This is a genomic window from Paenibacillus sp. FSL F4-0122 (genome assembly GCF_038002845.1).
Lineage (GTDB): Bacteria > Bacillota > Bacilli > Paenibacillales > Paenibacillaceae > Paenibacillus_AQ > Paenibacillus_AQ odorifer.
Genome location: NZ_JBBODI010000001.1, coordinates 3874506 through 3891031, shown reverse-complemented (window position 1 = coordinate 3891031; position 16526 = coordinate 3874506). Strand labels below are relative to the sequence as shown.

At 45.7% G+C, this 16526-nt stretch carries 14 protein-coding genes and 1 other annotated feature; of the genes, 2 read left to right on the top strand and 12 right to left on the bottom strand.

The genetic code is table 11. The features are described 5' to 3' along the window. Positions 1-540: 540 nt before the first annotated feature. The 3 genes from MHH49_RS16770 to MHH49_RS16760 form a co-directional block, all read right to left on the bottom strand. Positions 541-3216 (bottom strand): ComEC/Rec2 family competence protein, encoded by a 2676-nt coding sequence (locus MHH49_RS16770; protein WP_341138287.1) that lies wholly within the window; start codon positions 3214-3216, stop codon positions 541-543. Between the two features lie 113 nt (positions 3217-3329). After that, the gene (locus MHH49_RS16765; RefSeq protein WP_036677545.1) at positions 3330-3848 is read right to left on the bottom strand and encodes a deoxycytidylate deaminase; all 519 of its coding nucleotides are present in this window, start codon (positions 3846-3848) and stop codon (positions 3330-3332) included. 113 nt (positions 3849-3961) lie between these two features. Further along, a complete protein-coding gene (locus MHH49_RS16760) occupies positions 3962-4681 on the bottom strand; it encodes a ComEA family DNA-binding protein (RefSeq protein ID WP_076147687.1) in 720 nt (239 codons plus the stop codon). Between the two features lie 187 nt (positions 4682-4868). On the opposite strand from MHH49_RS16760, the gene comER reads away from it, so the two are divergent. Next, on the top strand, positions 4869-5720 hold the full coding sequence (gene comER / locus MHH49_RS16755; RefSeq protein ID WP_036677548.1) for a late competence protein ComER: 852 nt from the start codon (positions 4869-4871) through the stop codon (positions 5718-5720). A 61-nt stretch (positions 5721-5781) separates the two neighbouring features. Here comER and leuS read toward each other — a convergent pair whose 3' ends face one another. The 6 genes from leuS to MHH49_RS16725 all read right to left on the bottom strand — a co-directional run bounded on the left by leuS (position 5782) and on the right by MHH49_RS16725 (position 12578). Next, on the bottom strand, positions 5782-8232 hold the full coding sequence (gene leuS, locus MHH49_RS16750; RefSeq protein ID WP_036677550.1) for a leucine--tRNA ligase: 2451 nt from the start codon (positions 8230-8232) through the stop codon (positions 5782-5784). 181 nt (positions 8233-8413) lie between these two features. Then, positions 8414-8676: a binding site (T-box leader), on the bottom strand. 72 nt (positions 8677-8748) lie between these two features. Further along, positions 8749-9816, bottom strand: a complete 1068-nt coding sequence (locus MHH49_RS16745; protein ID WP_036677553.1) for an AI-2E family transporter — start codon at positions 9814-9816, stop codon at positions 8749-8751. A 179-nt stretch (positions 9817-9995) separates the two neighbouring features. Continuing rightward, positions 9996-10205 carry a hypothetical protein gene (locus MHH49_RS16740; protein WP_036677557.1) on the bottom strand — a complete coding sequence of 70 codons (210 nt, stop codon included), beginning with the start codon at positions 10203-10205 and terminating at the stop codon, positions 9996-9998. Between the two features lie 14 nt (positions 10206-10219). Beyond that, positions 10220-10741 (bottom strand): PRC-barrel domain-containing protein, encoded by a 522-nt coding sequence (locus tag MHH49_RS16735; RefSeq protein ID WP_038572961.1) that lies wholly within the window; start codon positions 10739-10741, stop codon positions 10220-10222. Between the two features lie 92 nt (positions 10742-10833). Then, entirely contained in the window at positions 10834-11994 is a 1161-nt protein-coding gene (locus MHH49_RS16730) for a cysteine desulfurase family protein (protein WP_076098997.1), read from the bottom strand. A gap of 128 nt (positions 11995-12122) precedes the next feature. Further along, entirely contained in the window at positions 12123-12578 is a 456-nt protein-coding gene (locus tag MHH49_RS16725; RefSeq protein ID WP_076098996.1) for a DUF523 domain-containing protein, read from the bottom strand. 156 nt (positions 12579-12734) lie between these two features. Here MHH49_RS16725 and MHH49_RS16720 point away from each other — a divergent pair, with 156 nt between their 5' ends. Beyond that, complete coding sequence (locus MHH49_RS16720; protein WP_076316941.1) at positions 12735-13403, top strand: SOS response-associated peptidase; 669 nt, start codon at positions 12735-12737, stop codon at positions 13401-13403. 113 nt (positions 13404-13516) lie between these two features. Here the strand turns inward: MHH49_RS16720 and MHH49_RS16715 are convergent, their stop codons facing one another. The 3 genes from MHH49_RS16715 to MHH49_RS16705 all read right to left on the bottom strand — a co-directional run bounded on the left by MHH49_RS16715 (position 13517) and on the right by MHH49_RS16705 (position 16383). Beyond that, positions 13517-14614: a glycosyltransferase family 4 protein gene (locus MHH49_RS16715; RefSeq protein ID WP_341138286.1), complete on the bottom strand. Its 1098-nt coding sequence runs from the start codon at positions 14612-14614 to the stop codon at positions 13517-13519. 26 nt (positions 14615-14640) lie between these two features. Next, positions 14641-15849 (bottom strand): glycosyltransferase family 2 protein, encoded by a 1209-nt coding sequence (locus tag MHH49_RS16710; RefSeq protein ID WP_076105882.1) that lies wholly within the window; start codon positions 15847-15849, stop codon positions 14641-14643. A 159-nt stretch (positions 15850-16008) separates the two neighbouring features. After that, the gene (locus MHH49_RS16705) at positions 16009-16383 is read right to left on the bottom strand and encodes a hypothetical protein (protein ID WP_036677578.1); all 375 of its coding nucleotides are present in this window, start codon (positions 16381-16383) and stop codon (positions 16009-16011) included. Between the last annotated feature and the right edge of the window lie 143 nt (positions 16384-16526).

Sequence of the window (16526 nt, the reverse complement as noted above, 5' to 3'; positions counted from 1 at the left end):
AGTAATCGGAATTTGGGTGGAAGTTAACATCGTTACAACGATAATATGTAACAGAGGCGCTTTGGTATGTTCATATGGAGCGTTCTATTGCACTTTGTGCAACTAAAAAAGATCTTTCCAGCTCATAAAGTGATTTAGTTGCACTTCATGCAACTATTTCTGTTCAAAATTAGAGAAATAGGCATTTTTCCAGATTCCAAGTGTACAAAGTGCAACTAAATGAAGATCCAGCTACTTTAAAGTGCGATCTATTGCACAAAGTGCAACTAAACGAGTTTTTAGGTTCTATGGTGTCTATGGGGAAGAATGCAACGGAAGGAGCTACATAGATTCTGCGATATTGATACATGATGACCTACTCTGCACTAACGCGACAGAAGGAGCTACTTGAGCTGTCTACTACCTAAATTAATTCGGATAGGAGCAACTTTGCCCGCTTACACAAACCGCAACAGTAGAAGTCCGTGTGCACTCACAAATCCCTCTTTCATACCCCAGCACTCAATCACATTACTCTACTACCTTCCTCTACTACCTTCCTTAATCCGCTCCCTCCGCCAACTTATGACGCACCATAATCCCGTCGGCCCGCACACGCATCTGAATCTCCCCCTGCTGATCCGTTCTAAAAATAGCAGCATGATTAACTTCCAAACGTTCCAATACCTCAGCTTTCGGATGACCATATAGATTATTTACTCCCGCAGAAATCACCGCAGCCGATGGATGCCAGAACTGCAGCCAAGACTCGCCTGTTGAAGTTTTGCTCCCATGGTGAGCTACTTTTAAAACGTCAATGGCAGGTCCTGCGTTAATACCCTTTTGCAGTGCTTGCTGCACAATCTCCTCCTCGGCTTCCAGATCCATATCTCCGGTAAATAGAAAATTCCTTCCGTTCATCTCTAAACGAAAAACTACAGAATCGTGGTTCTGATCCTCTAGCATTGGGATGCCATTCAGCATAGAAGAACCTGACGCTGCTCCCTCTCTATCTTGTTCCTCCGGCCATAAAAAGGACAGCTTTGTCTTATCATCCGGGGAAAGCCTCATTTCCTGATGCACGGCATACAGTTGAACATTGTTCTCCAGCGCAGTCCGCATCATCTCCATATAAGATTCACGGTCAGCGAGTGTGCCATTAAAAAGCAGTGCCGAAACCGGAATCGCCTCCATAACGGCTTGGAGTCCCCCGGCATGATCCTGATCCCCATGAGTCAAAATAATCGCGTCCAGACGGTGGATCCCACGTTTTTTAAGCAAAGGCACCAACACTTTAGCCCCTACCTCGAACGGGCTGCGGCGAATGCGCCATTCTTCTTTTTGCCCAAAATTTAACGTTCCTCCACCATCTACAAGAATATGAGCTCCTTTTGGTGTAGTGATGAGGATACTGTCGCCTTGCCCGATATCCAGATAACTAATCGTCCCTTTACCTTCCATTCTTTCTGACTGATAACCCTTGTACAGCATTAGGCCCAGTCCAACCGCAGATAGTAGAACAATCGCTCCGCTCCAACGTACAAACATAGGCGCATCCAAAAAATACTGTGCGCTCCCCGCTCCCCCAAACCCGCCGTGCTTGTTCACAGGTAAACCAATCTCAGCTAACGGCTTCGTCTCATCCTCCATATACTGCGGTGTTGCGCGGGCTTCCATTCTTAGCTTGGCAGCATACAACAGCCCGTACAACAAGACATAATACACTCCGATCCACAGCAGTGAAGGCGAGCGCCAAATCAAAACTCCACCAGCAAAACCATTGATCCATTCAACCGCATAAAAAGTAACGTTATTCAGCAGCTCCGTAATATGTGCCAAAAAAATTGCAGCATCTCCCCACAATCGTCCAAGCAGTAGCGCCAGCGTTCCTAAAGGCAATACAATAAAAGTAATAAAGGGCACAAAAACCAGATTAGCCACTAAAGACAGCAGCGAAAATTGATTAAAATAATAGATCGTCAATGGAAATGAGACCAACTGGGCAACTAGAGTCACAGAGACGGCGCTTTTAAGCCAGCGTGGCAGTGCCCTCAGCAGAGGGTCCATAAGCGGAACGTAGACCATTAATCCTAAGGTCACCAGAAATGACAACTGGAAACTGACACTGAGCAGCATGTAAGGATTCCAAATCAGCATAACCAGTGCCGCTGCAGCCAAAATATTCAGTCCATCCTTCAGCATGCCAACTCGTGCAGCGAGCAATGCAATCATACTCATTAATCCCGCACGTACGATAGACGGACCCGCACCTGTCAAAAGGACGTATATGGGAACGAGCACTAAGGTGACTGTTAGCGTGGTCTCTTTTGTCATCCGTAAGCGCCTGAATATAAATAAAAGAACACCAACATACACTGCAACATGCATGCCTGAAATGGCGAGGATATGTGTCAACCCAAGTTGTGAGAACTGCTTAAAGGTATCCGGATCGAGATCATCCTGCATCCCAATCACCAAACCCTTCATATATCCAGAGTGGCGCTCTTGAAACAGCCGATCCGTCTCTGCTCCAAGAACTGCCCGCGCTTTATCATTCCAGCGTAAGATCATTAACGGACGCCATGAATCTGGAGCCGTTGCTTGCACGTTCTCTGCCCCCTGACCCTTTAGAAGCCAGTGGATCTTCTGCGTATGTAAATAGGCTCGATAATCAAACCCTCCGTAATTCCGCGCTGTCGCTGGCTCTTCAAGTACACCGTTTAGCGACACCTGATCCCCTCTGCGCCACTCCGCGGCAATAGCGATTTCTTGCTCGGCAAGAAGTTTGATCTGCACCATAATTAACTCCCCATGCCCCCTTTTATCTTGTTCGTCCCGCGGATCAGGCGAAGCGGCCTCTTCCTCAGTAATCAACGATAACTCTGAGAGCTTCATCGTGAAATCAACCCGGTCCCCGTCCCGTTCCACAACGGAAATAATCGTCCCCTTAGCCTCCACGGCAGTCTCATTCAACTCCGAAAATAATTTCCCCAGCACTTCAGGCAGGTGACTTACATTGCGGCCTTCATTCCATTCCCAATATCCAGCGGATATAATAATCGCCAAACAAAATACCGCCAGCTGTTTCCAGCTCATGTTCACCCAAACTCTCATACTAACCAGTAACAATAGTAATCCAGCCCCCGCCAACCACAAGCTAATCCCTGAGTATAAACACGCTGCTGCACTTCCAGTCACCCAACACACTGTAAAACTTAATAAGGGTCTCTCCTTCACGCCTCCATTCTCCTCCTTTCGCAAGATAAAAAAAGAACCTCTGCATACGCCATAAAAGCGTACGAGAGGTTCTTCCTCAAGTCATCTTATTCAATTAGGGTTGTACAATACAGCTAATCCGCTACTTTAATCATCGTTTCACTTGGCGGCTCATAATTTTCCAATTGGCGAAATACGATGCCTTTGGCAGCCATCATTGCCTCTACCTTTTCCATATCCTTACGGTAAGGACGATAATACACAATCTCCACAATACCGCTATTAGCCAGCATATTTGCACAGGTCCAGCAAGGCTCATCCGTCACATAGACGGTGCTGCCTTCCCGGTCAATCCGGTCTGTGAATAGCAAAAGATTCTGTTCCGCATGAATCGTGCGAATGCAGCGCTGTTTCTTCACCATAGTCTCTACGCCATCCACGATCTCCATCTCATATTGCTCCGAGAGCATACAACCTGCCTCTGAGCAATCAGGTACGCCCATTGGCGCCCCGTTGTACGCGGTACCAAGCAGCTTTTTGCCTTGCACCAGCACAGCACCTACATGTCGTCGTGAGCAGCGTGAACGAGTTGAGACCATACAGGCAATGTCCATGAAATAAGTATCCCAGTCTTTACGATAGGCAGTAGTCATAATCAATCTCCATATCCTTCTAAATAGTTGTTAACTATTGTAGCACATCCCCGCAAGTTTTCACTAGGACAACGGTTGTGGCACTTCCAACGATCTTCATTTCCTATTTATCTTCAAAATATTACTAAAGCTTTTAACTTCTCCAGCATTTTAGGTCCTATCCCCTTTACCTTCCCCAGATCAGATAGGCTGCGAAAGGTGCCTACACGGTTGCGGTAATCCATAATTGCCTGAGCCTTCTTTTCTCCGATGCCCGGAAGATCCATCAGCTCCTTAACACCCGCAGTATTCACATTTACTTTACCTTCCTGTGAAGCTGCTGATGCGGAAAGCTCAGTCGCCTCCTTAGCCGCAAAAGCTTTATCCCCTGCCGACGTTTGCTTCCCTGCAATGTTTGGCGTTTGAACTTCTGCCCCTGTTGGTGTTTGACCTTCTGCCATTGGCGTTTGGCTCGCTCCTTTTGCTCTCTCCCCCGCAGCGGCTGCCGTAGCTTTTTCATCTGCCGAAGTTTGGACAGCTTGTTCTGCTTGTTCAGCTTCTTCTGCTTGCGCAGCCTCCTTAACCTTCTCACCGTCTTCAACATTCCCAGCAGCTTCAGCCTGCCCTGCATCTTTCTCTAAATGTTGCTTATTTCCTTTCGTCTGATGACCTCCCTCACTGCCCCCAGCAGCTGGAGCGTCACCAGACTCAGCGATTCCAACAGCTTGCTCCATACCAACATTCAAAGTCTCCCACCCGGCAATCCCGGAATCGCCCTTGCTTCCCGCCGCCCAGAATAGCCCACTTCCTATTACAGCAGCAGCCACTCCGAGCACGATACTCCCTTTATTCATATCACTTTCCTCCTCACAAAAATTCTTCTTATGCCTTTTTGTGAATCTTCATACATTCCTGCGGCTGGAAACTCCTTTAATAATTCATACAAAACCTGTCATCTGTCCAAGTCTATCCTGCATACATATAACGAAGAGCATTCATGTCAGTTAGTAAAAAAGCAACGCTAGAAAGGAGGAACCACAGGTGAAAGTAGGATTTATCGGAACAGGCAGCATGGGCAGCCTGCTGATTGACGCCTTTCTTTCTTCCGGAGCCCTGAATCCGTGCGATGTACTCGCCAGCAACCGCAGTCTGAATAAACTGCTGGAGCTAGAAGATCGTCATCCCGGCATAAACTTATGCGGAAGCAATAGTGAAACAGCGACTGGAAGTGACATTGTTTTTTTATGTGTAAAACCGCTGGAATTCAAAACCTTAACAGATGAGATTGGCCCTTATCTCCGCAGCGATCAAATCGTCGTATCCATTACAAGTCCCGTTCAATTGCAACATCTGGAATCCGCTTTGCCGTCCAAAATAGCCAAGATCATCCCCAGCATTACACACTGTGTCAAAAGTGGGACATCACTGTGCATATTTGGCAGCAGGCTTAATAAAGAAGACAGGCTTGTGCTGCTGCAGCTGTTGTCTTTCATAGGTGTTCCTTTGGAAATTCAAGAGGCCCATACCCGAATCGCTTCTGATTTCTCCAGCTGCGGACCTGCGTTCTTGAGCTATTTCATTGAACGCTGGATTGAAGCTGCGGTGGAAGTTACCGGGATTGAAGAGACGTTAATCAGCCGGCTTGCAGGTGAAATGCTGCTTGGAACAGGCAAGCTGTTAACAGAAGGAGAATTCACCCCGCAAGAGCTCCAAGAACGTGTAGCTGTCCGTGGCGGGATTACCGCAGAGGCACTGAACCATCTTCGCATTAGCCTTGAGGGCGTATTCGAACGTCTCATCATGACTACGCATGATAAATACGATGAGGATGTCACCAAGCTGGATGCATTATTTGGGCATGACGGTATTATTCAAAGTCCTGTAGACCGTTAGAAAACAATAAAACCCGCAGCACGGAATTCTCCGTTGCTGCGGGCATTATTGCGTTCTTCGCTTAACCCACTACGATATTTACAAGCTTGCCAGGAACCGCAATGATCTTGCGTACGGTTTTACCTTCTACTGCTGCACTCACATTCGGGAGTGACAACGCATGAGCTTGCATCTCTTCTTGACCCATATCCTGCGGGATCAACGCGCGTTGTACGATTTTACCATTTACCTGAATAACGATTTCAACCTCAGCATCCACCGTCCATGCTTCATCATACGTTGGCCAAGCCACGTAGCTGATACTTCCTTCGTGACCGAGCAGCTGCCACAGCTCTTCAGCGATGTGAGGCGCCAGTGGTGACAACATTTGTACGAAGTGTTCAGCAGCTTCTTGGGACAAAGTTTCTTGCTTATAAGCATCGTTAATAAAAATCATCAACTGGCTAATTGAGGTATTGAAACGCAGATGCTCGAAATCATCAGTGACCTTCTTAATGGTCTTGTGCCAAGTGCGTTTGAACTCGTCAGTGCCACCGTCTGCTGTGATTTTGGTGCTCAGCTTACCATCTTCACTCACGAACAGGCGCCATACACGGGACAAGAAACGGTGAACTCCTTCTACACCCTTTTCATTCCAAGGTTTGGTTGCTTCCAGAGGGCCCATAAACATTTCATACACACGTAGTGTATCTGCACCAAAAGCTTCCACAATCTCATCCGGGTTGATGACATTTCCGCGTGATTTACTCATTTTTTCATTATTATTTCCAAGAATCATACCTTGGTTAACCAGCTTATGGAAAGGTTCTTTTGTTTCAACAACGCCGAGATCATAAAGCACCTTGTGCCAAAAACGTGCATAGAGCAAGTGAAGCACGGCATGCTCCGCTCCACCAATATACAGATCTACTGGAAGCCATGCTTTTTGCTTCTCAGGGGAGCACAGCTCTTGATCGTTTTTCGGATCAATATAACGCAGGTAATACCAGCAGCTGCCCGCCCATTGCGGCATGGTGTTCGTCTCGCGGCGAGCCTTCATGCCAGTCTCAGGATCAATAGTTTCCACCCACTCTGTTACATTCGCAAGTGGAGATTCCCCTGTACCCGAAGGTTTAATCGCATCTACATCCGGCAGTACCAGCGGCAGCTGATCAACCGGAACAGTCTTCATTGTGCCATCTTCCAAATGCAGAATTGGAATGGGCTCTCCCCAGTAGCGTTGACGGCTAAACAGCCAGTCACGCAGACGATAGGTTACTTTGCCTTTACCTACGCCCTTTTCTTCCAACCAAGCAATCATCTTCGCAATCGCTTCTTCATTCTTGAGTCCATTCAGGAAATCAGAATTGACATGCGGTCCATCTCCGGAATAAGCCTCTTCTTCAACGTTGCCGCCTTGAACGACTTCCACGATATTCAGGCCGAATTGTTTAGCAAATTCCCAGTCGCGTGTATCGTGACCCGGAACTGCCATGATTGCTCCCGTTCCGTAACCAGCAAGCACATAATCTGCAATCCAGATTGGCGCCTTCGCACCATTCACAGGATTAATTGCATATGCGCCTGTGAAGACACCGCTCTTCTCTTTTGCCAAATCCGTACGCTCCAGATCGCTCTTACGAGAAGCTTTTTCACGATATTCTGCCACAGCAGCACGCTGAGCTTCAGTGGTAATCACATCAACAAGCTCATGCTCTGGTGCCAGTACGCAGTAACTTGCTCCGAACAGTGTATCTGGACGTGTAGTAAACACGGTCAGGTTAGCCTCGTGACCTTCAATGTTAAAGTTCACTTCTGCACCTGTTGATTTCCCGATCCAGTTGCGCTGCATATCCTTGATGCTTTCGGACCAATCCAGTTCTTCCAGATCCTCCAGCAAACGCTCAGCGTACTCTGTAATTCTCAGAATCCATTGACGCATCGGTTTGCGCACGACCGGGTGACCGCCGCGCTCACTTTTACCATCGATAACCTCTTCGTTGGCAAGTACCGTACCCAGTGCCTCACACCAGTTAACAGGTACTTCTGCTACATAAGCCAGGCCTTTGTTATACAACTGGATAAAAATCCATTGTGTCCATTTATAATAATCCGGATCTGTCGTGCTGATCTCGCGGTCCCAATCGTAGGAGAAACCCAGCGATTTGATCTGACGACGGAAATTATCGATGTTCTTATCGGTAAAATCACGTGGATGCTGGCCGGTATCCATCGCATACTGCTCTGCCGGAAGTCCAAAAGCATCCCAGCCCATCGGATGCAATACATTGAAACCGCGCATCCGCTTGTAGCGAGAAACGATATCAGTCGCTGTGTAACCCTCTGGATGACCTACGTGCAGTCCTGCACCTGAAGGATACGGAAACATATCCAGTGCATAAAAATTGGGTTTTTCAGGATCTTCTCCTGTCTTAAAGCTTTTGTTCTCATCCCAGAACTTTTGCCATTTCGGCTCAATAGTCTGCGCCCGGTAACCACCAGCGGGTGTGCTATTTGTTTGATTGTCGCTCATTGTCTGCTCCTCCTTGGAGTGTTACTTCTTAGATTTCTTATTTCTTAACCAAGCATATACACCTTCGGTGTCCTTATAAGGACGGTAAGCGTTTATGCGGGAAATATAAGACATGAAGTATTGCGTGAAACGTATACTCTCTTATATTTACAAAAAAACCTCCCATCCCTAGCGTATTATCGCTAGGGACGAGAGGTTATAATTCCCGTGGTACCACCCTAGTTAGCGGCGAATATACTTTATTCTGCCACTCACTTTGCACCCTTTAGCGGGGGTGAGGCGACGGCGGTTCATTCATGACATCCATTATCTCTTATGGATATCCTGTAAACTTGCACCGTTACTCCGAGGTGAGTTCACTCTGTTCCGTTAACCGACTCGCACCTTAGTGTCGGCTCTCTGCAATAACGGTATAGAATTAATACTCCTCATCATCGAACAACTATATACTGAGTCATCAGTAATATTCCCCAACATTATATACAAAACTGTTATCAATAGTCAATGATTATCCCTTTATACGGGCTTTCGTTTGATTAAAAACGCCATAAAGTGTTGAATTACGACTTTTGCAGCTGCAAAGAACGGTACAGCAAGGATAAGTCCAATCATCCCTGCCAGTTCACCACCTACCAGCAATGCGAAGATAATAAGCAGCGGATGCAAATGTAGCGTCCTGCCTACGACCTGTGGAGAAATAATATTGCTCTCCACAATTTGGCATAAAGTGTTTACCACAGCAACCAGTAGAACTAATCGAAAAGAGACGGTCGAAGCCATCACAATGGCAGGTGCAGCCCCTAGAAAAGGACCCATATACGGAACAATATTAAATACTGCCACCACACTGGCGAACAGTAAGGCATAAGGCATTCCGACGATGGCATAGCCGATATAGGCAAGCACACCTATAATGATGCAGACCAGAAATTGTCCGCGAATGTAATTGCCGAGCGCAGCATCGATATCTTTTAACAAAGTAACAATAGACTTGCGGCGTGCGCGGGGCAGACAAGAGACCACCGTCCGTTCAAATACGTCAAAATCCTTCAAAATATAGAACACCAGAAACGGCACGATAAAAGCATTGAACAGCAAGTTAATCGTTGTCCCTATATTATCGAGAAAATGCGAAATCCCTTCGGCCAGACGATTCTCCAGTTGAAAAAACCAGTTGTTCATCCCCATTTCAACCCCAGGCGGTATTAGCCTTGTATTCATATGGCTCATCAGCCCCTGGGCTTGCAGTGTGATCTCAGGCAGATGTTCATTTAATTCTTCAAGCTGCTCAATAAACATCGGGATAAGGTTGATGGCGATCACGGTAATCGCCGTTAGAAACACTGCATATATAAGTAGAACAGCTACGCTACGCGGCATCTTCCGTCCGGCCAGCATACTAACCACGGGATTCAGCACATAGGAAATAATCATAGCTGCCAGAAATGGAGCGAGGATTGCCTTTAAAAATACAAAAATCCCCTGCAGCATCGGACGAAGCAACCAAACAAAATACAAAATGATCAGGGATAGCAGCACTCCGATCATCCAGCGGAACCATTTACTTTGGGACCATTGTTCCATGAGAGTACCCTCCTGCGGTAGAGCCTGGACTAGCTTCGTAAATAAGTATATGTATGGCCGCAGCAAAATAACCATCAAACACACAAAAAAGCGTCAATAACCTTGCAACTGATTTCAGCTGAAAGGAAATTGACGCTTAAGTACATAGAGCAGTCTTGCTTACAAAGCAAGATTCATAGTTAAGACGACGCATGAATTTGCGGGAAATCCTGAGTCATATCATCCCCGGAGAACAGGTCGTCCAGCGAGCTTAGTGTGCCGTCTTCTTCAACTTGATAAACCGACATTTTTTCGCCATTTACCGTCAATTCGATGAAACAGCCCCAGCAATAAAACTGGTGGGAACCGATCTTTCCGATATCTTTGGAGTTGCAGTTTGGACACTTCATATAATACATTCCACCTATCCGTTAACAATATTAATGGCTTTTTGTAGCCGTTCTTCGCTCATCGCAGGAACCATTAATGCATTCTCACCAATGGACATCTCGTCAGAACAAGGCAGCCATTTGCGGCCTTCGATCAAATCAGTGACAAGCCCGTCACTAATTTCCAGCGCTCCTATTGTGTTTCCCAACTTTTGGTCAAAATAAACATCAGATATTCGTCCGAGTATAGTTCCAGTTGTAGTTAGCACTTTCAAATCCTTAAGTTTGTTCTTTCCAAGTAGAAAAGTACAAGGTATATGATCGGCATCTATCTTATCAATCGACTCTTTATTACGAATCATGACAGCATCCTCGCCGTAGGCCACAATATCTTCCCATGCCACAAATTTCACATGGCCACCAAAAAAAGATTTGCTTTCCAGTTCAATACCCGTAATATTCCAGTTTGAATCGAGCAAAATATCGACAATTTTGCCGATTGCGTTACCCTCTTCAACTTCATATACAGCCAAGCCGATCAGATCTTGAAGTTTCATGGCTGCTCGGTCTCCTCACTTTGAGTGTAATTACGAGTTCTCAAAAAGTGAAAGCCCGAATGATCAGGATACCTACCATAGCCTAGAAGTAACTAGTCTCTGATACGCAGCCGATTCAGAATGGTTTCAACTTTTCGAGCAACGTACTCAATTTCTTCAGTAGTATTACCCAAACCCATGCTAAATCGAATCGCTGACCCTAAAATATTTTCTGGAAGCTCCATTGCTCTCAGAACATGGGATATTTCCAGTGATCCTGACGTGCAGGCTGAACCGCTTGCTGCCGCAATCCCGTCCATATCCAGGTTCATCAGCATAACATCTGTTCTAGCTCCCGGGAAGCTCAAATTCAGTATACTTGGCAAAAAATGCTCGGTATTGCCGTTAATTGAATAACTTTCCCGTCCAATCAGCGCATCCAGCTCTTCAAGTAGTCTATTGCGCAGGAGCTGCACTTTTTGTCGACGTTCTGATAGACCTGTAACTGCTATTTCAACAGCCTTGGCAAATCCAGCAGTACCTGCTAAATTTTCTGTTCCGGCTCGTCTGCCGCGCTCCTGAAGGCCACCGTGGAGTCTTGGATGCAGCGGTGCTCCACTCCGCACATAAAGGCCACCGATCCCCCCAGGTCCATTGATTTTGTGAGCTGTAAAGCTCATGTAATCTACCGGAAGCTCCCGCAGTGTGATTTGTAAGGCACCAAGAGCTTGTACAGCATCAACATGGAACAGAATACCCCGCTCTCTGGCAAACTGGCCAATTTCCTGAATCGGCTGAACGGTTCCTACCTCATTGTTGGCATACATTACACTGATTAGCACTGTGTCTTCCTGCACCGCTGCTTCTACATCTGCAACGGATACTCGGCCTGTAGAATCCACAGGAAGATAAGTAACCTTAAAGCCTTCCTTCTCCAGCTCTTCGCAGGTATGTAGCACTGCATGATGCTCTATCGCAGAGGTGATAATATGATTGCCTTTCTGGGCAACAGCAGCAACAGCAGCGACAGCTCCATAGAGTGCTAGATTGTCACTTTCGGTTCCGCCGCCAGTGAACACCCACTCTTCCGGCGAGCAGCCTAAAAAGGCGGCGATAGTATCGCGCGCCCCATTTAATATTTTCTTGGCTGAACGTCCGAACTGATGTACACTGGACGCATTTCCATATTGTTCTGTCATTATATTCAGCATGACCTTGGCCACCTCCGGATGAACCGGGGTTGATGCGGCGTGGTCCAAATAGATGGTTTTCATCATTCATTTCTCCACTTCTAGGGTATAGGAAAACAGTTCGTTTTTAAGAACTATTAAATTATACCGCGCGAGAAGTTAGTTTTCCACAAACTAAAGAACACAATATTGTAATCAATTCCCTGCACAGGCTAAGGTAATGACAGCCAATTCTCTTCAGAGGTAACTTCTATGCCGTTTTTTCTAAGTAAAGCTGCAGTCACGCCGTTCCCAGCGATCTTCTTCCCTTTGAACTCTCCGTTATAAATCATGGTGCTGCCGCAAGAAGGACTGTTTTCCTTGAGGACTACCATCGTAGCTGAAACTTCTTGAGCTTTCTCAAGCGTAATATAAGCCCCTTTTAAATATAGTTCTGTTACATCTATGCCCGATCGGTCCACTACTTTAGCCGTTCCTGCAAGCACAGCCTCACCATCCCCGCCGACAATTTCAGCTGGCTCTCTAGGCGTAGAGAATCCCCCTAATAATTCCGGACACACAGCAATAGCTTGATTGTCATTCAAAAGCTTCTGAATTTTCTCATCCAAACAATCTGTGCCATTATATCTTACCTTCATACCAGCTAAACAAGAGCTTACCAAAATCACCTATATGCACCGCTTTCTTCATTCATTGTGCTTCGTTTATAATAAGATACAACCCTCAACAGCCGTTCAAGCTAAGAAATATTTCGAGCATAACATGCTGCTTACAAGCTGTAAACAAATCCAGCCTCAAAAACGACCGAATGGGAAGTGTATAAAATGTGCGGACGATATACGATAACCGTCACCATGGAAGAGCTGATGGTCAGATATTTTGCGAATGATTCAACCATTATCCACTATGCTCCAACATATAACGCAGCACCCATGCAGCAAATTCCGGCAGTCATTAACACAGGATCCAGCAATAAACTTGGGGAACTGCGCTGGGGTCTGGTTCCTTCATGGGCCAAAGATGACAAAATCGGCAGTAAAATGATTAATGCCCGGGCAGAGTCACTCCTTGAGAAGCCTTCTTTCAAGCGATTAGTAAGCTCCCGCCGCTGCATCATTCCATCTGATGGCTTCTATGAATGGAAGGTTCAGGGCAATAGCAAACAACCCATGCGAATCGTGATGCGCGATGGGGGTATTTTTTCAATGGCCGGATTGTATGATATTTGGATGGACCCTGAAGGTAATAAATTAAGTACCTGCACGATTATAACGACTACCCCAAATGAACTTATGGCTGAAATCCATAACCGTATGCCAGTTATTTTGAAGCCTGAGGATGAGCCAGAATGGCTGAGCCGGGACAATCAGGACGCAACTTCGTTAATAAAGCTTCTTAAACCCTATGATCAGCATCAAATGAGAGCCTATCCGGTTTCCACTGAAGTAGGAAATGTCCGGAATAATACGAAGGAATTAATCAATGAGATATAGAAAACAATATTATTCAAATGGTAGGAATGATTATCACCCTTTTATTGACACTAATTCTGACCTCGTTGTTTATCCATGAAAAAACATCTTAACCCTGCGGATTAACCGCAGAGTTAAGACCAGCGTCGCTCAATATGAATTCTGCGTCCCATCAATTGATGATACATCTGCAGAAATCTGTCCGCATACAGCTCGGAGGACAAGTTAGTCCGGATATGCCATTCCCCATTCATCCTGATTCTGGCCCGCAGTGCCTGATCATCCATCAAGGATAGAGCAGCAACCACAGCTTCATCCAGCTGCCCTCTAGTGTATATTTTTCCAGTGTGATTGTTAATGACGAGTCTTCGAACGCCATCTGAATCTGTAGTAAGTACAGGACAACGGCACAACATCGCCTCAGCAACCGCGTATCCAAATCCTTCCAAAATCGAGGTCGAAAGGAGCAATCCTCCCGAATCACCAATAATGCTCATATAATCTGCCATTTGCTCATGTGGAATATTGGAATACGAAATCAACCGTGAAGAAATCCCCGTCTCAGCTACAAATTGATCAAAGCTTTCTTTTTGCTCTGGATCAAACAACGTATCATCCTGAAAAATCCATAAATAAAGCTCGGGATGGATCGCCAGCAGCCTTTGCCCGATTTGCAGAAATTCCCGCCAATTCTTATTCGTTTGAATGCGTCCTACCCAGCCGAGGATAGGGAAACTTTTCGCGGGATAATTGGTATATCCAAACTGATCGCAATCGATCGGATCATCAAAACAATATTGTGGAATGGTTGGAAATCCGCCTTTGAAAAGCGCCTGCAAATGGGTTGTTTCTGGATACAGCAGTGCATCGGTGAGCCTGTAAATGCGCTCTGTAAAATTATTAACGACCTGCTCAGCTTCATCTAAGGTGCCTAAACCCTGCACTTCAAAAACAAGCGGCCCTTTATACCCAAACCCTCGAATCCGCTCTGCTAAGTTAATATCCGTACACACTACAATTAAGTCAAAAGCTTCACGAGCAAGCATTGCCCTGATCTCGTCATCGCTATTGGTAATATGCGTTTTAATGTTACGGATATTCTGCTGTCCTTTTCCATGGTGTGTATACAGTAAATGGCACTCTACACCGCGAGCATGTAACGCTTGGCAGCGAACTCGGTTCAGGGTTTGCATACCTCCACTCGGGTTATAAAAAGTGAACAAAATCTTCATTATGATCACTCATTCGCAAATTATTTTTAGGTAAAAGAGGTCTTCAACAAATCATACAGATCTGCGCTGCGAAACAGCTCATTATAATAGTGGCCTTTGGTCGATGGGACATGTCTGTGTCGAAATCCAATCAGGCTATGATCATCCGTATAGTAATTGGAAATCGTATCCCCGCCCGTAGTTACCAAAGCTTCCAGCATGTACTCAATATCGAGCGCTCCTATAAAAACTTTTGGACCTAAAACTATCGTGAATGGAGTGGATAGTTGTTCTATAGCACTGCAAATCGCGTGTGACTCCACAGCTCCAGGCAGCCAGGCGAACGCTGTCGCAGGATGAGGTATGGTTTCCAATAGAGCCGATGGCTGACGCGTAGTTGATAAATCCAACACCCGGCATTCATAATTGCTATACGTTTGTTCGTACAGATTCTCTATCCGCGTTATTTCATCCGCACAAGCATTCACTACAGGATATAGAACGGTAATCATCGCCGGAATTCCTCTGCGAAACCGTGCCTGATGGCGGGTCAAATGATAGGCATATCTCCATCTACGATGATTTTCAACCGAATGTAATTGGGCAGATACACTAAAGGTAGAATCCACACGATAATTCACCAGTTCCACCGGTATAAAGCGAATTTCACAATGTTCAGCCAGTCTCAGCCAGTAATCATAATCCTCCACCGGTTCCATTCCATAAGCTCCAACAAGCTTCGCAATCTGTGCTTTGTACATAAAAGAAACGCCAATAAGCGAGTAATCCAGCAATCTCTCTTTAGGCTGTGACTGATAATTACGCTGAGTAGCTAATTGATGTTCGTTATGAAGAAACCTTCCCTCGTTATCGATGCTTTGAAAAGAACTGTACACGATGCCTAACTCCTGTGGACCTCTAACTAGCGCCCCCCGAAGGATTTCGAGGAAACGGGGTTCATAAACATTGTCGCTGGAAACCCAACTTAGATATTGAATACTAGGCTCACTATACAAAAGATCAAAGCCGGTATTCAGTGCATGTGCTATACCCCTGTTCTGTACGTAAGAGATAACCGTTACCCTTGGATCTTCGACAATAATGGATCTCACGAGCGGTTCCATTTCAGGTGCACCATCGATCACAACAACCAGCCGAAAATTGGTAAAAGATTGGTGTAGAACAGACTGCAGAGCTTGCCGTAAGAACTCCGGCTTTTGGGTATACACAGGCATAACTACTCCTACATCCGCCATGATTTTTTACCTCTCTCTACATTGGAGTATAAAAACAGTATATTTTGATTCCTCCCATCTGACTGTGTGAATGCCCTTAAAATACTTTATTACGCCTAAAAAAGCAGCAATCGCCCTATTTCTTTCAGCGACTGCTGCTTAATGGTCTAAATATTACTATTATACAGGTATAGAAAGGGCGGTAATCTCCGTCATTTCAGATTGAAGCACCCGCTGATCGGTAACTAGATTTCCGAACTCATCCAGCCCATAAACAGAGGTGACTACTTCTGCCAAAGGATAAGGACTACTAATTTGCACCTCGTAAGCCAGATTCCCCCCAATGAAAAACTCTCTAATATCAGAACTCTTTGCAGGAACGAAATAACCTGTGACATAAAGCGGGGTAAGAGCTGGCAAGGAATATGGAACACCGAAGACTTCGACAATCATCATTGCACTCGCATTACTTGTGTTACGAACACTGACCACTACATTACTCGCTGCAGTACCAGTTGCTCTCGTATTCGTAATAAGACCTGTTGTATAAGGCATTTTCTCACTCCTCCTCTTGGTTTCTATCAACTTATTCAACAGCTAGCTTATAGTTGTGAGGCAAGAGGAGGGGTTAACACGTGGAATAATAGCCAAATAGACAGGTATACAGTTCCTTTCCCGCTTTTTTCATAACATAGATT